Source organism: Ottowia sp. (assembly GCF_035444425.1).
Lineage (GTDB): Bacteria > Pseudomonadota > Gammaproteobacteria > Burkholderiales > Burkholderiaceae_C > Ottowia.
Genome location: NZ_DAOMOQ010000021.1, coordinates 1 through 16,002, shown reverse-complemented (window position 1 = coordinate 16,002; position 16,002 = coordinate 1). Strand labels below are relative to the sequence as shown.

Genomic DNA, 16,002 nt, shown 5'->3' with positions numbered 1-16,002 from the left:
TCCGGCCGCGCCCCCTGCGCGGCCGGCAAACCGGCAATTTTAGCTTGTGCCTGTGCCGCCATTGCCAGGCCGCCACAGCAGCCGGTCGCCGTGCCGCTCGGCATGGCCGAGGCCGACCTTGAGCCGGATGCGGTGCCCGCGCGTGCGGCAGGCGGCGATCTGGGTCAGCAGTTCGGTCAGCTGTGCGCTGCTGGGCGTCTGCCCATGCATGCTCGCCAGCCAGTGGCGCAGCAGGTTGGCCTGGCGGGCCATGGACAGCGCCTGCAGCGCCTCGATCCGTGGTGGCGTGCCGACGGATTGCAGATCCTGTTCGGCCAGTTCAGTCAGCAGTTGCTGCGCCTGCGCCGCATGTTGGGCACTGCGCGTGAAGGTGGCGCGAAACTGCGGGAACGCCGCTTCCAGCGCCGGCAGCAGATCGGCGCGAATCCGGTTGCGCGTGTAGCGGGCGTCGACGTTGGTCGGGTCGTCGATCCAGCGCTCGTCGCGCGCGCGCAGCCAGGCGCGAATGGCCGGTCCGGGCACCTGCAGCAAGGGGCGGCGATAGGCCATGCCGTCACGCTGCCACTGCGCCGGCATGGCCGCCAGGCCCCGCAGGCCGGCACCGCGCGACAAGGCCAGCAGCATGGTTTCGACCTGATCGTCGGCATGCTGGGCCAGCAGCACGGTACGGATCGGCTGGGCGGCACGGCTGGCGTCGGCCAGCGCGTCGAAGGCTGCGTAACGGTGCTGCCGGGCCGCGTCTTCCGGGCTTTCGCCCGGCGCATGGCGCGCATCGACGCGCCGCACCTGCAAGGGCACCTCCAGGCGCGCGCACAGCCCGGCGCAAAACCGCTCGAAATCATCAGCGGCCGCCTGCAGGCCATGGTGCACATGCCAGGCTTGGACCTGTCCCGGCCAGCGCTCGACGCAGGCCAGCAGCAGCGCGGTCGAATCGGCGCCGCCGCTGAGGGCCACCGCCAGCGGCAAGGCCGGCGGCAGCGCGGCAAAAGCGTCCATTGCGGCGTCGAGCAGCGCCGGGCGCTCGGCGGCCGATGGCGCGGGAACGGGAGGCAAGGCATCCATGACGGTGTTCACGCGGCATGGTAGCCGTTGGAAAGTTCACGGTTCTGCACGGCCTTGTCATCCGCCCATGCACCCTCACGTTATGAACTGAGGCAACCGTGGTGGTTGCACGCACGGCAGACTGGAGGTCTTCACATGTGGAAACTGGGCCGGATCATCGCGATGTTCCGCAAGGAACTGCTGCTGGCGTGGGCCGTGCTGCGCGACCCACGCACGCCGAATGCGGCCAAGCTGACCACGATCCTTGCCGTGCTGTACGTGATCAGTCCGATCGATCTGGTGTCGGACTTCATCCCCATCCTCGGCTGGCTGGACGATGGCGTGATCGCCTACCTGCTGCTGCAGGCCGCGTTCAGGTTCCTGCCGCCGGAGTTGATGGCGGCGCTGCGCAGCAAGGTCGAGACGCGCGTGCGGCCGGTGGGTGGTTGAGCGCTCGGCGTTGATTCGGGCAGATCGCGTCGAGCGCAGCGAAACCCGACCGGACGGCGCCAACGAACCAGGGCCGTTCGTTGGGCTTCAGTTCAATCACCACCAACCTGCGGGCTGGCAGTCACGCCGAACGCTCAACGCTGAGCCTCCGGGTCAGCGCTCGGCCTTGGTGTCGTTGAAGCGGCCGTAGCTCATCAGCCGCTCGTAGCGCCGGTCCAGCAGTTCGCGCGGCTTCAGGTCGCTGATCTGCCGCCAGGCATCCGCCAGTCCGCGCTTGAGAAAGGCCGACATCTGGCGCGGGTCGCGGTGTGCGCCGCCCACCGGTTCGTTGACGATCTTGTCGACCATGCCCAGCGCCTTCAGGCGGTGCGCGGTGATGCCCAGCGCCTCGGCCGCGTCCTGCGCCTTGTCGCTGGTCTTCCACAAGATCGAGGCGCAGCCCTCGGGGCTGATCACCGAATAGATCGAGTACTGCAGCATCAGCACCTGGTCGGCCACGGCGATCGCCAGCGCACCGCCGGAGCCGCCCTCGCCGATGATGGTGCTGATGATCGGCACCTCCAGCTGCGCCATCTCGTAGATGTTTCGCCCGATCGCCTCGCTCTGGCCGCGCTCCTCGGCGTCGATGCCCGGGAACGCGCCGGGCGTGTCGACGAAGGTGAACAGCGGCAGCCTGAACTTCTCGGCCGTCTTCATCAGCCGCAGCGCCTTGCGGTAGCCCTCGGGCCGCACCATGCCGAAGTTGCGCAGCGTGCGCTCCTTGGTGTCGCGGCCTTTCTGGTGGCCGATCACCATGCAGGCGTTGCCGTTGAAGCGCGCCAGCCCGCCGACGATGCTCTGGTCGTCGGCGAAGTGGCGGTCGCCGTGCATCTCGACGAAGTCGGTGAAGCAGTCGCGCACGTAGTCGAGCGTGTACGGCCGCTCCGGATGCCGCGCGATCTTGGTGATCTGCCACGGCGTCAGGTCGGAGTAGATGTCCTTGGTGAGCCGCAGGCTCTTCTTGTCGAGCTGGTCGATCTCCTCCGAGATGTCGACCGCACTCTCGTTCTGCACGTAGCGCAGTTCCTCGATCTTGTTTTCCAGCTCCGCGATGGGCTGCTCGAAATCAAGAAATGTCCGTTTCGCCAATATCGGCTCCTTGGTGTCGAATCACGCGGCAATGTTAGCGGATGTGGCTCCCTCCGCTGGCGGCAACTGCTTTCTCATCACCGGAAAGTCGATCCCAGGCAGCCGAACGTCGCCACTCCCCGAAGTCAAGCGGCCGCGGAGCAGGCCATTCCAGCGACAGCCGTGCGCGGACCCGTGCCGCGCACTGGCTGTGTCCCCCTTCCCGCAGAGAGAAGGGGGAAGCCGCGTGAGCGGCTCAGGGGAATGCGCCCTTAATACGCCACCGGCAACGGCTCCAGCGAGCGCCACATGTACCAGGTCGCCACGCTGCGCCAGGGCGCCCAGGCCTCGGCCACCTCGCGCGCATCGCTGCGACTGACCGGCTCGCCGGAGAAATAGTTCTGGCTGATGCCCTTGATCAGGCCGGCGTCGTCCAGCGGCAGCACGTCCGGGCGCAGCAGATGGAACATCAGGAACATCTCGGCGGTCCAGCGGCCGATGCCACGGATCGCCACCAGTTCGGCGATGATGGCCTCGTCCTCCATCGCCTGCCATTGCCCGGCATGGATGTGCCCGTCGGCGAAGTGGCGCGCCAGGTCCACCAGGTACTCGACCTTGCGCGCCGACAGCCCGGCGGCGCGCATGTCGTCCACCTTCAGCTTGAGCACGCTGGCCGGCGTCATCCGGCGTTGCAGCGCCTCGAAGCGGTTCCACACCGACTGCGCCGCCTTGACCGAGATCTGCTGGCCGACGATGGAGCGCGCCAGCGTGACGAAGGCATCGCCGCGCGACTCCAGGCAGGCATCGCCGAACTGCGGGATCAGTCGCTTCATGACGCGGTCGCGCCGCGCCAGGTGCTCGCACGCCTCGGGCCAGTAGCCGGGCGTGACGATCTTGACGGCGGTCTTCCTCGTGGTTGCCATCACCGCCCTGCCGATCCGCGGGAAGCCGGCCCGATCAGGCCAGCCGGCATCACTGCGCTACCTCCCAGGTGGTGCCAGCCGCCGAATCCTTCAGCGCGATGCCGGCAGCCAGCAACTCGGCGCGGATGCGGTCGGCTTCTGCGAAGTCGCGCGCCTGCTTGGCCGCGGCGCGGGCATCGATCTGCGCCTGGATCGCCGCCTCGTCCAGTGTGCTGCCGGCACGCAGGAAGGCCCTGGGATCATCCTGCAGCAGGCCGAGCGTGCCGCCCAGGCTTTTCAGCAGGCCGGCGACCCTGGCATCGCGCGTGCGGTTGGCCTCGGCCGCCAGTTCGAACAGCACCGCCACCGCTTCCGGCGTGCCGAAGTCCTCGTCCATCGCGGCCTTGAAGCGCGCGGCGAAGGGGTCGGCCCAGTCGATCGCCACATCAGCCGCCGGCACCGCGTCCAGCGCGGTGTAGAGCCGCTTCAGCGCGGCGCGGGCGTCCTGCAGGTGCACATCGCTGTAGTTCAGCGGGCTGCGGTAGTGGCTGCGCACGATGAAGAAGCGGATGGTCTCGGCGTCGAAAGCTTGCAGCACCTCGCGGATGGTGAAGAAGTTGCCGAGCGACTTCGACATCTTCTCGTTGTCGATGTTGACGAAGCCGTTGTGCATCCACACCTTGGCCAGCGGCACGCCGTCGGCGCCCTCGCTCTGCGCGATCTCGTTCTCGTGGTGCGGGAAGATCAGGTCGGCGCCGCCGCCATGGATGTCGAAGGTCTCACCCAGCAGCGCGCAGCTCATGGCCGAGCATTCGATATGCCACCCGGGCCGGCCGAGGCCGTAGGGGCTGTCCCATTTGGCACCCTCGGGTTCGGTGGGCTTGGCCGACTTCCACAGCACGAAGTCGAGCGGGTCCTGCTTGCCTTCGCTGACCGCGACGCGCTCGCCGGCCTGCAACTCGTCGAGCGACTTGCCCGACAGCTTGCCGTAGCCGGGAAACCTGCGCACCGCGTAGTTCACGTCGCCATCACCGCTCTGGTAGGCCAGCCCCTTGGCCTTGAGCTTGCCGACGATGTCCAGCATCTGCGGCACATAGTCGGTGGCGCGCGGGTCGTGCGTCGGGCGTTCGATGCCGAGGGCGTCGAAGTCGCGATACATCTCGGCGATCATGCGGTCGGTGAGCTGGCGGATGGTCTCGCCATTCTCCACCGCGCGACGGATGATCTTGTCCTCGATGTCGGTGATGTTGCGCACGAAGGTGACCTGGTAGCCGCTGCTTTTCAGCCAGCGCTGCGCGATGTCGAAAGCCACCGCCGAGCGCGCGTGGCCAATGTGGCACAGGTCATAGACGGTGATGCCGCACACGTACATGCGCACATGACCGGGCTCGATCGGCGAAAAGTCTTCCAATGCACGCGTCAGCGTGTTGTAGATGCGCAAAACCATGGAACAGCGGTTGGTGGCAGGCAGCGCTGGGGCGCGCCCGGCCGTCGGCGTTAACGGGAAATCCTGCGATGCCGCAGAGCCTTGCCAGAAGGCCTGCTTGGCTACAATGAACCTCAGTATATGACGCTGCCCGGACTCGGCAAGCACCTTCCGACAGGATGGGTGCGACGCCGCCCCGGGCGGTTCCACAGTCGATGAATCACCCCCCGACACCCTCACGATGGCGCGCGCGCCGACTGCTGCCGGCGCTGATCGCCTGTGGCCTGTGGCTGGCGGCGCCGGCGCTGGCGCTGGCCGACGAGTACGCCGAGGTGCAGCGCCTGCAGCGCGCCGGCCAGACCAGCGAGGCGCTGGCGCGTGCCGACCAGTACATCGGCACCCATCCGCGCGACCCGCAGATGCGCTTCATCAAGGCCAATGTGCTGAGTGCCTCCGGGCGCGGCGCCGAAGCCCAGGCGTTGCTGCAGCAGCTCACGCTCGACTACCCGGAACTGGCCGAACCCTGGAACAACCTGGCCGTGCTGCATGCCGGCAAGGGGCAGCTCGACCTGGCCCAGCAGGCGCTGCAGGCAGCACTGCGCATCAACCCCGACTACGCCACCGCGCTGGAGAACCTGGGCGACGTCCAGCTGCGCCAGGCCATCCAGTCCTACGAGCGGGCGCGCCGGCTGGACGCCGGCAATGCACGCCTGGCGCCCAAGATCGAGTCGCTGCGCGGCGCGCTGAGCTTGACGCCGAAACCCGGCGGCTGAGCCGGGCCCGCAGCCTGCCGCACGGGAACTTGTGACACCCGGCAGGCCACCAAATCCTTTTCGTTCCAGGAGTCGTAACGCATGTCCATGTCAAGAAGAACGCTGTCGCGCCTGGCAGCCACCCTCACCGCCACTGCCGCGCTGGGCACCGCCCTGCCCGCCTTCGCCGCCGACCCGCGCGTGAAGTTCGTCACCAGCGAAGGCGAGTTCGTGATCGAGGTCTATCCCGACAAGGCGCCCAAGACCGTGGAGAACTTCCTGCAGTACGTCAAGGACAAGCACTACGACGGCACCATCTTCCACCGCGTCATCCCCAGCTTCATGGTGCAAGGCGGCGGCTTTGACAAGGATTACAAGCAGAAACCCACCCGCCCGGCGATAAAGCACGAAGGCCGCGACGCGCTGGCCAAGGGCCTGAAGAACGCGCCCGGCACCGTCGCCATGGCGCGCACCGGCGATCCGCACTCGGCCACCGCACAGTTCTTCATCAACGTGGTGGACAACAGCCGGCTCGACCCGGTCATCATTCCCGACGGCGACCCGGTGACCTTCGAGTTCCAGGGCCAGACCCACAAGGACATCCCGCGCAAGAACGTCATCAACCACCCGCAGCTGTACGGCTACACCGTGTTCGGCAAGGTGGTCAGCGGCATGGACACGGTGGAGAAGATCCGCAATACGCCGACGGGCAAGGGTGGTCCGTTCCCGACCGACGTGCCGCAGAAGCAGGTGGTGATCGAGTCCGCAAATATCATGTGATCCCCCCTGAGTCGGCCTGACGGCCGCCTTCCCCCCAGGGGGACGCGCGCAGTGGCCGGGGGGACCCCGGCCACGCCCGCGCTGGAACAGTCGTCGCGGCGCCGCCGCGACTCCCTTCACGTCAAACAACCAACAACGCTTTCATCATGGCCAATCCCCAAGTCGAACTGCACATCAAGAACCACGGCGTCATCACGCTGGAGTTGGACGAAGCCAAGGCGCCCAAGTCGGTCGCCAACTTCCTTGGCTACGTCAACAGCGGCCACTACGACAACACGGTGTTCCACCGCGTCATCAAGAACTTCATGATCCAGGGCGGCGGCTTCGAGCCCGGCATGAAGCAGAAACCCACGCAGGCGCCGATCACCAACGAGGCCGACAATGGCCTGAAGAACGACGTCTACACGGTGGCCATGGCGCGCACCAGCGACCCGCACTCGGCCACGGCGCAGTTCTTCATCAACGTGACCGGCAACGACTTCCTCAACTTCAAGGCGCCCACCGCGCAGGGCTGGGGCTACGCCGTATTCGGCAAGGTGACGAAAGGCCAGGACGTGGTCGACGCCATCAAGGCCGTGCCGACCACGCGCAGCGGCTTCCACGACGACGTGCCGCGCGAGGACGTGCTGATCGAGAAGGCGGTGGTGGTCGGCTGACGACCGCCTCCGCGTCCACCCCATGACGGCCGTGCCCCGGTTCGCCGCGCTGGATGCGCCGGCGCGCTGGCGCACGGTCGATTTCATTTCCGATCTGCACCTGAAGGCCGAGGAGCCCGACACCTTCGAGGCCTGGGCCAGCTACCTGCGCCACGTGCCGGCCGACGCCGTGTTCATCCTGGGCGACCTGTTCGAGGCCTGGGTCGGCGACGACTGCGCCGTGCCCGGCAGTTTCGAGCACCGGTGCGCACAGGTGCTGCACGCCGCCAGCACCACCGCCGAGTTGTTCTTCATGCACGGCAACCGCGATTTCTTGCTCGGCCCCGACTTTCTCGCGCACTGCGGCATGCGTGAACTGGCCGACCCGACGGTGCTCGGCTTCGAAGGGCGGCGCTACCTGCTGACGCACGGCGACCTGCTGTGCACCGACGATCTCGACTACCAGCGATTCCGCCAGCAGGTGCGCACCGAGGACTGGCAGCGCGCCTTCCTGGCCCGTCCGCTGGCCGAGCGCCAGGCCGCGGCGCGCCAGATGCGCGCGCAGAGCGAGCAGCACCAGGCCGCACAAGGCGTCTACGCCGACGTGGATGCCGAACTGGCGCGCAGTTGGCTGGTCGCCGCCAGCGCCACCACCCTGATCCACGGCCACACGCACCGGCCGGGCGACCATGTGCTGGGCCAGGACGCCAGCGGCCAGCGCCTGGTGCGCCGGGTGCTGAGCGACTGGCACGTGACGGCCGACGAGCAGCGCGCCCAGGTGCTGCGCCTGAGCGCCGACGGGCTGCAGCGTCTCGCACCCGAGCCGCGCGCATGAATCGCGCGCCTGCGGTAGCCTGACGCGATGCTCAAGACCTTCAGACGCTGGATGCACCGCGCCACCGGCGGACCGACACCGATCCCCGATGCGCTGTGGCAGGCAACGCTGGCGCACTACCCTTTCCTGGCCCGGCTCGGAGTCGATGAGCGACAGCGCCTGCACCGGCTGGCCACGCATTTCCTCGACCGCAAGGAATTCATCGGCGCGCACGAACTGGAGATCACCGACGAGATGGCGGTCGCGGTCGCTGCCCAGGCCTGCCTGCCGCTGCTGCACCTGGGCCCCGCCGAGACGCCGGAAGACGCGCTGCACTGGTACGACGACTTCGTCGGCATCGTGATGCACCCCGACGCCGCGCTGGCGCGCCGCCAGGTGATGGACGACGCCGGCGTGCTGCACCACTACGACGAGGTGCTGTCGGGCGAGGCCATGCAGCACGGCCCGGTGATGCTGAGCTGGCCCGCCGTGCAGAGCGCCGGGGCGCACGCCGACGCCGGCTACAGCGTGGTGATCCACGAGTTCGTGCACAAGATGGACATGCAGGACGGCGGCCCCGACGGCGCGCCGCCACTGCCGCGCGGCTTCATGGGCGCCACCAGCGCGCGCGAGGCGGCGCGCCACTGGGCCGCCACCTGGGCGCCCGCCTATGCACGCTTTCGCGAGCAACTCATCATGGCTGAGCGCTTCGGCGCCCCCGCGCCCTGGCTCGATCCCTACGGCGCCACCGCCCCGGCTGAATTCTTTGCGGTCGCGTGCGAGGCGCACTTCGTCCAGCCGGAACGCTTCGCGCAGGAATTTCCCGAGCTGGCGCGGACGCTACGGGCGTTTTTTCGGCAGGGCTGAAGCTGTCCAGAACGTCCGCACGCAAAGATCGCGAAGGGGTGGCGGAAGTCGCGAAAGCACGTGGACCGACATGCGAAGCACCGCCCACCGATCGTTCGAGAGGCGGCTTCACCCCTCTGGCTTTGCCTACCTTCTCTTGGCGGGACAGGAGAAAGCAGATTGCCGGTCGGGGCGAAGTCCCGGCCAGCGACGCATCCAGTGGATCACACGGGCATCAATGCCCGTCTGCGCCTGAGGAAAGCCATGTTGGGATCCGCCGCTCCCGCAAGGTGACTGATCAGCCGATCAGGCCACTTAGGCGGTGCGCCGCTTCCACCACCGGCGCCACGTGGTCTTCTGAATAGCGCTGCGACGGCATGCTCAGGGTGATGGCCCCTGCCAGCCGGCCGTCGCGCTGGAACACGGGCGCCGAGATGCCAGCCAGCTCCGGCGTGCGGTCGCCGATGGCCGCGTAGTAGCCCTGCTCGCGGATCAGCGCGCGCAGCTCGCGCCCGGCGGCCGACCCGCGTGCCTCACCCGGCGCCGGTTCGCTGAAGGCCTGCAGCACGCGCCCGCCCGCGCCCCGGTCCGCCGGCAACACGTCACCGGCGCGCACGTGGTCGCGCACCAACTGCGGCGAATCGACGCGGTACAGGCACAGGCGCAGCCATTCATCGCCGCGCCGCTCACGCACGTGGAACGCCGCGCTCTCGCCGGTCTGCTCGACCAGCGCGCGCAGCATCGGCACCACCACCGCGCCGAGCGAGAACGAGGCCGTGTACAGGCCACCCAGCCGCGCCAGTTCGGCGCCCAGCCGGTAGCGCCCGTCGTCCTGGCGCTGCATGAAGCCGGCGTGCTCCAGCGAGGCCAGCAGGCGCAGCACCGTGCTCTTGTACAGGCCGGTGCGCTCGGCCAGTTCGGCCAGCGACAGGCTGGTGTCGCCGTCGCCGAATACCGACAGCAGCGTCAGCGCGCGGTCCACGGCGGCGGCACCACCGGCGGCGGCACGCTGGTCGGCCAGCGAGGGGGTCTGGGCTTTGCGGGGCATCTGGAAGCGTGCGCAATCCGGTCATGCGACCGGCGACTGCGCATTGTGGCCGAGCAGGCGGCTTGACAGCCCACAGCCACGATCCGATAATTCTATCTATCAGATTATTATTCTGTCTACCAGAATTTAAGAGAAGACCGTCGTGCCGTCGCCATCCAGCACCCATTCAGTCCTGATCAGCGAAGTCGGTCCACGCGACGGCCTGCAGTCGGTCCAGACCACGATGCCCACCGCCGACAAGTTGCGCTGGATCGACGCACTGATCGCAGCCGGCCTGCGCGAGATCGAGGTCGCGTCCTTCGTGCCGCCGCGCCTGCTGCCGCAGATGGCCGACGCGGCCGAGGTGGTGCGCCAGACGGTGGTGCGCCACCCCGGCATCACCGTCATGGCGCTGGTGCCCAACCTGCGTGGCGCCGAGGCGGCGATGGCCGCCGGCGCACACAAGCTGACCCTGCCGGTGTCGGCCAGCCATGCGCATTCGCTAGCCAATGTGCGCTGCACGCCCGATGAGATGGTGGGCAAGCTGCACGCCATCTGCCGCCTGCGCGACGAGACCGCGCCGCATGTGGCCATCGAGGCTGGCATCTCCACCGCCTTCGGCTGCACGCTGCAGGGCCAGGTGGCGCAAGACGAGGTGATCCGCATCGCCGTCGCCTGCGCCGAGGCCGGTGCTGGCGACGTCGGCCTGTCCGACACCACCGGCATGGCCAACCCGGCGCAGGTGCGGCGCCTGTTCACGCGCCTGCGCAGCGAACTGGGCGAGAAGGCCGGCGCCGCCCACATGCACAACACGCGCGGCCTCGGCCTGGCCAACTGCCTGGCCGCCTGGGACGTCGGAGTGCGCACCTTCGACAGCAGCCTGGCCGGCCTGGGCGGCTGCCCCTACGCGCCGGGCGCGTCGGGCAACGTGGTCACCGAAGACCTGGTGTTCATGTTCGAGGCCATGGGCATCGACACCGGCGTCGATCTCGAGCGCCTGCTGGCCGCGCGCGCACCACTGGCCGCCGGGCTGCCGGGCGAGCCGTTGTACGGCATGACGGCCGAGGCCGGCCTGCCCAAGGGCTTCGCCTGAACGGCCGGCAACGATCCGAGCTTCATCCACCCTACACGAACGAACCGATTCCATGCTGCCCCTCGACAAGATCCGCGTCATCGACCTGACCAACGTACTGGCCGGTCCGTTCTGCGGCTACCAGCTGGCCCGCATGGGCGCCGAGGTCATCAAGGTCGAGAACCCCAGGGGCGGCGACCTGGCGCGGCGCCTGGGCGCCGATGCAGAGATGGTGCGCCAGGCCATGGGCGCGTCCTTCGTCGCCGTCAACGCCGGCAAGCAGTCGGTGGCGCTGGATTTGAAGGACGCGCGCGGCAAGGCGCTGTTGCTGGAGCTGGTCGAAAGCGCCGACGTGCTGATCGAGAACTTCCGCCCCGGCGTGATGCAGCGGCTCGGGCTGGACTACCCGGTGCTGACCGCGCGCAACCCGCGCCTGGTCTATTGCGCGATCTCGGGCTTCGGCCAGACCGGCCCCTGGGCCGGGCGCCCGGCCTACGACCAGATCGTGCAGGGGCTGGCCGGCGTGATGAGCGTCACCGGCGATGCCGACAGCGCGCCGCTGCGCGCGGGTTTCCCGATCAGCGACACCGTGGGCGGCCTCACCGCCGCGTTCACGGTCTGCGCCGCGCTGGTCGAGCAGCGCGCCACGGGCCGGGGGCGCCGCATCGACGTTTCGCTGCTGGAATCGACGCTGGCCACCATGGGCTGGGTGGTGTCCAACTACCTCAACGCCGACGCGGTGCCGACACCGATCGGCAACGAGAACTTCACCGCCGCGCCCTCGGGCACCTTCCGCACCGGCAACGGCCCGCTGAACATCTCGGCCAACGAGCAGAAGCAGTACGAGACGCTGTGCGATCTGATCGGCAGCCCCGAGCTGAAGACCGACCCGCGCTTTGCCGAGCGCCAGTCGCGCAAGCAGCACCGCGAAACGCTGCGCGCGCTGATCGAGCAGCGCCTGGTCATGCGCGGCGCCGCCGAATGGGAGGCGCTGTTCAACGCGCATGGCGTGCCGGCCGGCCAGGTGATGAGCGTGCCGGCCATCCTGGCGCAGCCCCAGCTGCGCGAGCGCGGCTTTGTCGAGTCGCTGCCGATGCACGGGCCGGCGGGCCAGCCGCTGCGCGTCACCCGGCCTGGCTTCCTGCTTGACGAGGCGCTGCCGCCGCCGTCGAGCCCGCCGGTGCTGGGCGCCGACACCCGCCGCTGGTTGCGGCAGCTCGGTCGCGACGAGGACGAGATCGCGCAACTGCACGCCGCCGGCGTGATCGGGCTGGCGCCCGACACGGCAGCTACGCCGACCTGACCGGCGCCGGCCAGCCCACCCGCACGCGCAGGCCACCCAGCTCGGGGCCGCGGTCCAGCTCCAGGCGAAGCTCGTGCAGGCGCGCGAGGCGCCGCACGATCGACCAGCCCAGGCCGCTGCCGGTCTGACCGCTGCCGAGGACGCGGAAGAAGCGCTCGCCCAGCCGCGCCATGGCCTCGTCGTCCAGGCCGGGGCCACTGTCCTCGACCGTGAGCAAGGCGCCCTCGCCCGCCGCACCTGGTTCGACGACAACACGCGCCGTCGCGCCCTCAGGGCTGTAGCGCAGCGCGTTGTCGAGCAGGTTGCGCAGCAGCACCGCCAACAGGGTCGCCCCCATCGGCACCGGTACCGGCTGCGCCGGAGACTCGAACACGATGCGCTGGCCGCGCGCCGAGGCGACGGGCTGCAGTTCGCGCACCTGCTCGGCGGCCAACGCGACCAGGTCGGTCGGCAGGCTGCGCGCGGGCGTGCCGTCGGCGGTATCGGCTTCCAGCCGCGCCAGTTGCAGCAGCTGCTCGACCAGGTGGGTGGCACGGTCGCAGCCGGCGATGGTGGCCGCCAGCGCCTGCGCGCGCCCGGCATCATCGTGCGCGCCCTGCGCCACCTGGGCCTGCATACGGATGGCAGCGATCGGCGTGCGCAGCTCGTGCGCCGCGTCGGCAGTGAAGCGGCGCTCGCTGGCCAGGTGCGCACCGACGCGCTCGAACAGGTCGTTGAGCGCGCGCACCAGCGGCCGCACTTCGGGCAGCACGCCCGCTTCAGGCAACCGGTCCAGTGCCTGCGGCTGGCGCGCGGCTACGCTGCGGCCCAGCTGGCGCAGCGGCCGCAACGCACGCCGCACGCTCCACCAGATGCCGGCGGCCAGCAGCGGCAGCGCCAGCAGCAACGGAATCAGCGACCCGCGCAGGCTGGCCAGCAGCACGTGGCGGCGCGCCGAGACATGCTCGCCAACATGGATCACATCCTTGACCCTGCCGTCCTCGCTGCGCGTGGTGGTGAATACGCGCCAGGCGGTGCCGTCGATGCGCTGGTCCGACAGGCCGCGTGCATCGGACGCCGCCAGCGGCAACTCGGGCGCATCGACCGAGCGCGCGCGCAGGCGGCCCTTGTGCCAGATCTGGAACGCCACGCGCGACTGGTACTTGTGCAGCAGCACCGGCGCCTGCACCAAGGCATCGTCGTCGTCGGCGTCATCGACCTCGCCGGTGGCCAGCAGCGCGGCGGTCTGGGCCAGGTGGGCGTCCAGCAGTTCGTTCAACTCATGCCGGGTGACGAACCAGGCCATCGCCACCGTGGCGGCCCAGGCCAACAGCACGAAGCCGAGCACCATCGCCGTCAGGCGTTGGGCCAGCGACCAGTTGCGGCGCGCCATGCTTCGCTTCGGGCTTCAGGCTGCGGGCCGGCGCGCGATGTAGCCGACCCCGCGCACGGTCTCGATCAGCTCGGCGCCGAGCTTGCGGCGCAGGTTGTGGATGTGCACCTCGACCGCGTTGCTGCTGACCTCGCTGCCCCACTTGTACAGGTGCTGCTCGAGCTGCTCGCGCGACAGCACGCGGTCGGCGTTCAGCACGAAGACGTGCAGCAGGTCGAACTCGCGCAGCGACAGCTCGACCAGTTCATCGCCGCGCCAGACCTGGCGCGCGGCCGGGTCCAGCGTCACCGCGCCGAGCGCCAGCCGCGTCTGCGGCACGCCATGGGCACGCCGCACCAGCGCGCGCAGCCGCGCCGCCAGTTCGCCCAGGTCGACCGGCTTGACCAGGTAGTCGTCGGCGCCGGCGTCCAGCCCCTCGATGCGCGAGGGCACGGCGTCGCGCGCGGTCAGCACCAGCACCGGCGTGCGGTTGCCGCCCTGGCGCGCCGCGCGCAGCACGTCCATGCCGTCCTGGCGCGGCAGGCCGAGGTCGAGCACGAGGGCCTCGTAGTTGCCGGTCAGCAGTTCGCGCTCGGCGGCGACGCCGTCGCGCACCCAGTCAACGGCAAAGCCGTGCTGACCCAGGCCCGCCTTCAGGCCCGAGCCGAGCAGATCGTCGTCTTCAGCCAGCAGGATGCGCATCTCGAGTCAATCATCGTCCAGGTGCAGCGATTGTGCAGCCTGGGCATCATCCATGGGCGCCGGCGCGGTTTGCCATTGCCAGGTCCAGAACGCCAGCACCGTGGCCAGCAGCAGCGCGGTGAGGCCGGCGAACGAGCGCTTGACCAGGTCCGGCCCCGCGCCCGCCATGCGCCCGGTGATCATCGGCGTCAGCAGGTTGCGCCGCCGCAGCAGCGACAGCGCCAGCACCGCGGCGATGTGCGCCAGTGCGACGACCAGCATGCCGTCGCCCAGCAGCGCGTGCAGATCTTCCAGCCACTCGGCATCGATCCACTCCTGGTACAGGCCCAAGCCGCTCAGCGTCAGCGGTGCGATCACCAGCAGCAGCAAGGCGATGCTGGCCGCCAGCATCAGGTTCTGGCCCTGGCGCCAGTCGATGCGGCCACGGACGGCCGACTTCAGCCAGGCCGGCCCACGCTGCAGCTTGCACCACAGCACTGACAGGCGCGCAGGACGCGGCCCGAACAGACCCCACAGGATGCGCGCCACCAACAGGCCAGCCAGCGTGTAGCCGAGCGTGACGTGCACCAGCCGCCAGCGCTCGCCGTCGGCGGTCAGGTAGGCGCCCAGGAAACTCAGCGCCAGCAGCCAGTGCATCGCGCGCGTGGGTGCATCGACCACGCGCCGGCTTGGAGCCTTCGCAGGCAGACCCGTGGTGGAGATGGTGCCTGCGGCCATGGATTCAGCAGCGTTCATGGTCGGTACCCGTCCTTGAGAAGATCACTTGGGGATGCGCACGCCGTCGTCATCGAAGTCGCCGCGCTCGGCATCCGCATGACAGGCCATGCAATTGGCGGCGCTCTTGATCGACTGGCGCCGGAACACGCTGGGCGCGATCTCGCGGTGCTCGCGCACGAACCAGCGCGTGCGCGTGATGCGGTCCTCGGGCGGCGCGCTGTCGGCGCGGGCACGCCGACCCTGGGCGGCGTTGGCCTGCAGCCAGTCGGACAGCTCCTTCACCACCGCGGGCTCCAGCGAGGCGTCGCTGCCGTAATGCTGTTCCAGGCTGTTCATCATGCGCCGCCATGACGCCGCCGGCAGCAGGCCGGGCGGGAAGGCCATGTGGCAGCCGGCACATTCCTGCGTGTAGGCCTTGGGCACCTGGGCCGGCATGCGGGCGCCCTCGTCATCGGCACGTGTCACCAGCGGCAGGCTGACGGCGACGCAGAACAGGGCGGGCAACAGGGTGCGGTGATGGGTTCGCATGACTCGACACTCCTTTCAGGGTTTGAGGCTCAGCAGGTAGGCCATCAGGTCGGCCTTCTCGGCCGCGCTGCACTCGCGCGAGAACACGTCCTTGCAGTTGCGCTTGAACCACTTGTCGACCTTGGCCTGGTCGGTGAAGCGCTCGGCATTGAAGGCCGGCGCCAGCGTGTCGATCGGCTTGCCGGTGCTGGCGTGGCGCGCCGCCTTGGTCGGCGGCTGGCCATGGCAGGAGGCGCAGCTCAGCTCGTTGCCGGCCTTGGTGTTGAACAGTTTCTGCCCGCGCGCCGCATCGGCGGGAGCACCGGCCGCAGCCTGCCAGCGCTGCAGTTGCGCGCTGGCGCTGGTGCCCTGGGCGAACGCGCCCGGCGGCAGCACCAGCGTGGCCAACAGTGCGGCAGCCATGCCGACGGGCCGAAATAGAACCATGAGCTTCTCCTGGCCGGCCTGCGATTCGGCCGGACGGGTTCATGATCCCCAGCGCACCTGAAGGCGGTCTTACTCATAAGTCAGTAATATAGGCGACACTTGGATGCTTGAAGAACGAGCGAA

18 protein-coding genes are annotated in these 16,002 nt (G+C 69.3%); 8 read left to right on the top strand and 10 right to left on the bottom strand.

Annotated elements, in window-relative coordinates; genetic code table 11:
* Nucleotides 1–39: 39 nt before the first annotated feature.
* Nucleotides 40–996, bottom strand: coding sequence for a tRNA lysidine(34) synthetase TilS (gene tilS / locus PK606_RS09795; RefSeq protein WP_324563401.1), 957 nt, complete (start codon nt 994–996; stop codon nt 40–42).
* Nucleotides 997–1,197: 201 nt separating this feature from the next.
* Here tilS and PK606_RS09790 point away from each other — a divergent pair, with 201 nt between their 5' ends.
* On the top strand, nt 1,198–1,491 hold the full coding sequence (locus tag PK606_RS09790; RefSeq protein ID WP_324563317.1) for a YkvA family protein: 294 nt from the start codon (nt 1,198–1,200) through the stop codon (nt 1,489–1,491).
* Nucleotides 1,492–1,644: 153 nt separating this feature from the next.
* Here the strand turns inward: PK606_RS09790 and PK606_RS09785 are convergent, their stop codons facing one another.
* The 3 genes from PK606_RS09785 to cysS form a co-directional block, all read right to left on the bottom strand.
* The gene (locus tag PK606_RS09785) at nt 1,645–2,619 is read right to left on the bottom strand and encodes an acetyl-CoA carboxylase carboxyltransferase subunit alpha (protein WP_324563315.1); all 975 of its coding nucleotides are present in this window, start codon (nt 2,617–2,619) and stop codon (nt 1,645–1,647) included.
* Between the two features lie 251 nt (nt 2,620–2,870).
* Complete coding sequence (locus tag PK606_RS09780; protein WP_324563313.1) at nt 2,871–3,521, bottom strand: DNA-3-methyladenine glycosylase family protein; 651 nt, start codon at nt 3,519–3,521, stop codon at nt 2,871–2,873.
* A 49-nt stretch (nt 3,522–3,570) separates the two neighbouring features.
* Nucleotides 3,571–4,947, bottom strand: coding sequence for a cysteine--tRNA ligase (cysS, locus tag PK606_RS09775; protein WP_324563310.1), 1,377 nt, complete (start codon nt 4,945–4,947; stop codon nt 3,571–3,573).
* Between the two features lie 194 nt (nt 4,948–5,141).
* On the opposite strand from cysS, the gene PK606_RS09770 reads away from it, so the two are divergent.
* From PK606_RS09770 to PK606_RS09750, 5 genes are all read left to right on the top strand, one after another.
* Nucleotides 5,142–5,699: a tetratricopeptide repeat protein gene (locus PK606_RS09770; RefSeq protein WP_324563308.1), complete on the top strand. Its 558-nt coding sequence runs from the start codon at nt 5,142–5,144 to the stop codon at nt 5,697–5,699.
* An 81-nt stretch (nt 5,700–5,780) separates the two neighbouring features.
* Complete coding sequence (locus PK606_RS09765; RefSeq protein ID WP_324563306.1) at nt 5,781–6,458, top strand: peptidylprolyl isomerase; 678 nt, start codon at nt 5,781–5,783, stop codon at nt 6,456–6,458.
* A gap of 146 nt (nt 6,459–6,604) precedes the next feature.
* Complete coding sequence (locus tag PK606_RS09760; protein ID WP_324563304.1) at nt 6,605–7,114, top strand: peptidylprolyl isomerase; 510 nt, start codon at nt 6,605–6,607, stop codon at nt 7,112–7,114.
* Nucleotides 7,115–7,136: 22 nt separating this feature from the next.
* Nucleotides 7,137–7,928 (top strand): UDP-2,3-diacylglucosamine diphosphatase, encoded by a 792-nt coding sequence (locus PK606_RS09755; RefSeq protein ID WP_324563302.1) that lies wholly within the window; start codon nt 7,137–7,139, stop codon nt 7,926–7,928.
* Nucleotides 7,929–7,955: 27 nt separating this feature from the next.
* Nucleotides 7,956–8,774: a M90 family metallopeptidase gene (locus tag PK606_RS09750; RefSeq protein WP_324563300.1), complete on the top strand. Its 819-nt coding sequence runs from the start codon at nt 7,956–7,958 to the stop codon at nt 8,772–8,774.
* A 277-nt stretch (nt 8,775–9,051) separates the two neighbouring features.
* Here the strand turns inward: PK606_RS09750 and PK606_RS09745 are convergent, their stop codons facing one another.
* Nucleotides 9,052–9,801, bottom strand: a complete 750-nt coding sequence (locus PK606_RS09745) for an IclR family transcriptional regulator (RefSeq protein ID WP_324563298.1) — start codon at nt 9,799–9,801, stop codon at nt 9,052–9,054.
* Nucleotides 9,802–9,943: 142 nt separating this feature from the next.
* Here PK606_RS09745 and PK606_RS09740 point away from each other — a divergent pair, with 142 nt between their 5' ends.
* Together PK606_RS09740 and PK606_RS09735 are read left to right on the top strand one after the other, a co-directional pair.
* Nucleotides 9,944–10,873: a hydroxymethylglutaryl-CoA lyase gene (locus PK606_RS09740; RefSeq protein WP_324563296.1), complete on the top strand. Its 930-nt coding sequence runs from the start codon at nt 9,944–9,946 to the stop codon at nt 10,871–10,873.
* A 52-nt stretch (nt 10,874–10,925) separates the two neighbouring features.
* Nucleotides 10,926–12,155: a CaiB/BaiF CoA transferase family protein gene (locus PK606_RS09735; RefSeq protein WP_324563294.1), complete on the top strand. Its 1,230-nt coding sequence runs from the start codon at nt 10,926–10,928 to the stop codon at nt 12,153–12,155.
* On the opposite strand, the gene PK606_RS09730 is transcribed toward PK606_RS09735, so the two are convergent.
* From PK606_RS09730 to PK606_RS09710, 5 genes are read right to left on the bottom strand one after another with little or no spacing between them, the layout of a single operon-like run.
* Nucleotides 12,142–13,527, bottom strand: a complete 1,386-nt coding sequence (locus PK606_RS09730; protein WP_324563291.1) for an ATP-binding protein — start codon at nt 13,525–13,527, stop codon at nt 12,142–12,144. The genes PK606_RS09735 and PK606_RS09730 overlap by 14 nt on opposite strands.
* Nucleotides 13,528–13,542: 15 nt before the next feature.
* Nucleotides 13,543–14,208, bottom strand: coding sequence for a winged helix-turn-helix domain-containing protein (locus tag PK606_RS09725; RefSeq protein WP_324563289.1), 666 nt, complete (start codon nt 14,206–14,208; stop codon nt 13,543–13,545).
* 6 nt (nt 14,209–14,214) lie between these two features.
* Complete coding sequence (locus PK606_RS09720; protein ID WP_324563286.1) at nt 14,215–14,943, bottom strand: cytochrome b/b6 domain-containing protein; 729 nt, start codon at nt 14,941–14,943, stop codon at nt 14,215–14,217.
* A gap of 24 nt (nt 14,944–14,967) precedes the next feature.
* Nucleotides 14,968–15,453 (bottom strand): diheme cytochrome c, encoded by a 486-nt coding sequence (locus tag PK606_RS09715; RefSeq protein ID WP_324563283.1) that lies wholly within the window; start codon nt 15,451–15,453, stop codon nt 14,968–14,970.
* A 15-nt stretch (nt 15,454–15,468) separates the two neighbouring features.
* Entirely contained in the window at nt 15,469–15,879 is a 411-nt protein-coding gene (locus PK606_RS09710; RefSeq protein WP_324563281.1) for a DUF1924 domain-containing protein, read from the bottom strand.
* Between the last annotated feature and the right edge of the window lie 123 nt (nt 15,880–16,002).

Bases quoted from the DNA above. Each gene is read 5' to 3' on its own strand.
- tilS (WP_324563401.1), bottom strand. From the start codon at position 996: ATGGACGCTTTTGCCGCGCTGCCGCCGGCCTTGCCGCTGGCGGTGGCC.
- PK606_RS09790 (WP_324563317.1), top strand. From the start codon at position 1,198: ATGTGGAAACTGGGCCGGATCATCGCGATGTTCCGCAAGGAACTGCTG.
- PK606_RS09780 (WP_324563313.1), bottom strand. From the start codon at position 3,521: ATGGCAACCACGAGGAAGACCGCCGTCAAGATCGTCACGCCCGGCTAC.
- cysS (WP_324563310.1), bottom strand. From the start codon at position 4,947: ATGGTTTTGCGCATCTACAACACGCTGACGCGTGCATTGGAAGACTTT.
- PK606_RS09770 (WP_324563308.1), top strand. From the start codon at position 5,142: ATGAATCACCCCCCGACACCCTCACGATGGCGCGCGCGCCGACTGCTG.
- PK606_RS09765 (WP_324563306.1), top strand. From the start codon at position 5,781: ATGTCCATGTCAAGAAGAACGCTGTCGCGCCTGGCAGCCACCCTCACC.
- PK606_RS09760 (WP_324563304.1), top strand. From the start codon at position 6,605: ATGGCCAATCCCCAAGTCGAACTGCACATCAAGAACCACGGCGTCATC.
- PK606_RS09755 (WP_324563302.1), top strand. From the start codon at position 7,137: ATGACGGCCGTGCCCCGGTTCGCCGCGCTGGATGCGCCGGCGCGCTGG.
- PK606_RS09750 (WP_324563300.1), top strand. From the start codon at position 7,956: ATGCTCAAGACCTTCAGACGCTGGATGCACCGCGCCACCGGCGGACCG.
- PK606_RS09745 (WP_324563298.1), bottom strand. From the start codon at position 9,801: ATGCCCCGCAAAGCCCAGACCCCCTCGCTGGCCGACCAGCGTGCCGCC.
- PK606_RS09735 (WP_324563294.1), top strand. From the start codon at position 10,926: ATGCTGCCCCTCGACAAGATCCGCGTCATCGACCTGACCAACGTACTG.
- PK606_RS09730 (WP_324563291.1), bottom strand. From the start codon at position 13,527: ATGGCGCGCCGCAACTGGTCGCTGGCCCAACGCCTGACGGCGATGGTG.
- PK606_RS09725 (WP_324563289.1), bottom strand. From the start codon at position 14,208: ATGCGCATCCTGCTGGCTGAAGACGACGATCTGCTCGGCTCGGGCCTG.
- PK606_RS09720 (WP_324563286.1), bottom strand. From the start codon at position 14,943: ATGAACGCTGCTGAATCCATGGCCGCAGGCACCATCTCCACCACGGGT.
- PK606_RS09715 (WP_324563283.1), bottom strand. From the start codon at position 15,453: ATGCGAACCCATCACCGCACCCTGTTGCCCGCCCTGTTCTGCGTCGCC.
- PK606_RS09710 (WP_324563281.1), bottom strand. From the start codon at position 15,879: ATGGTTCTATTTCGGCCCGTCGGCATGGCTGCCGCACTGTTGGCCACG.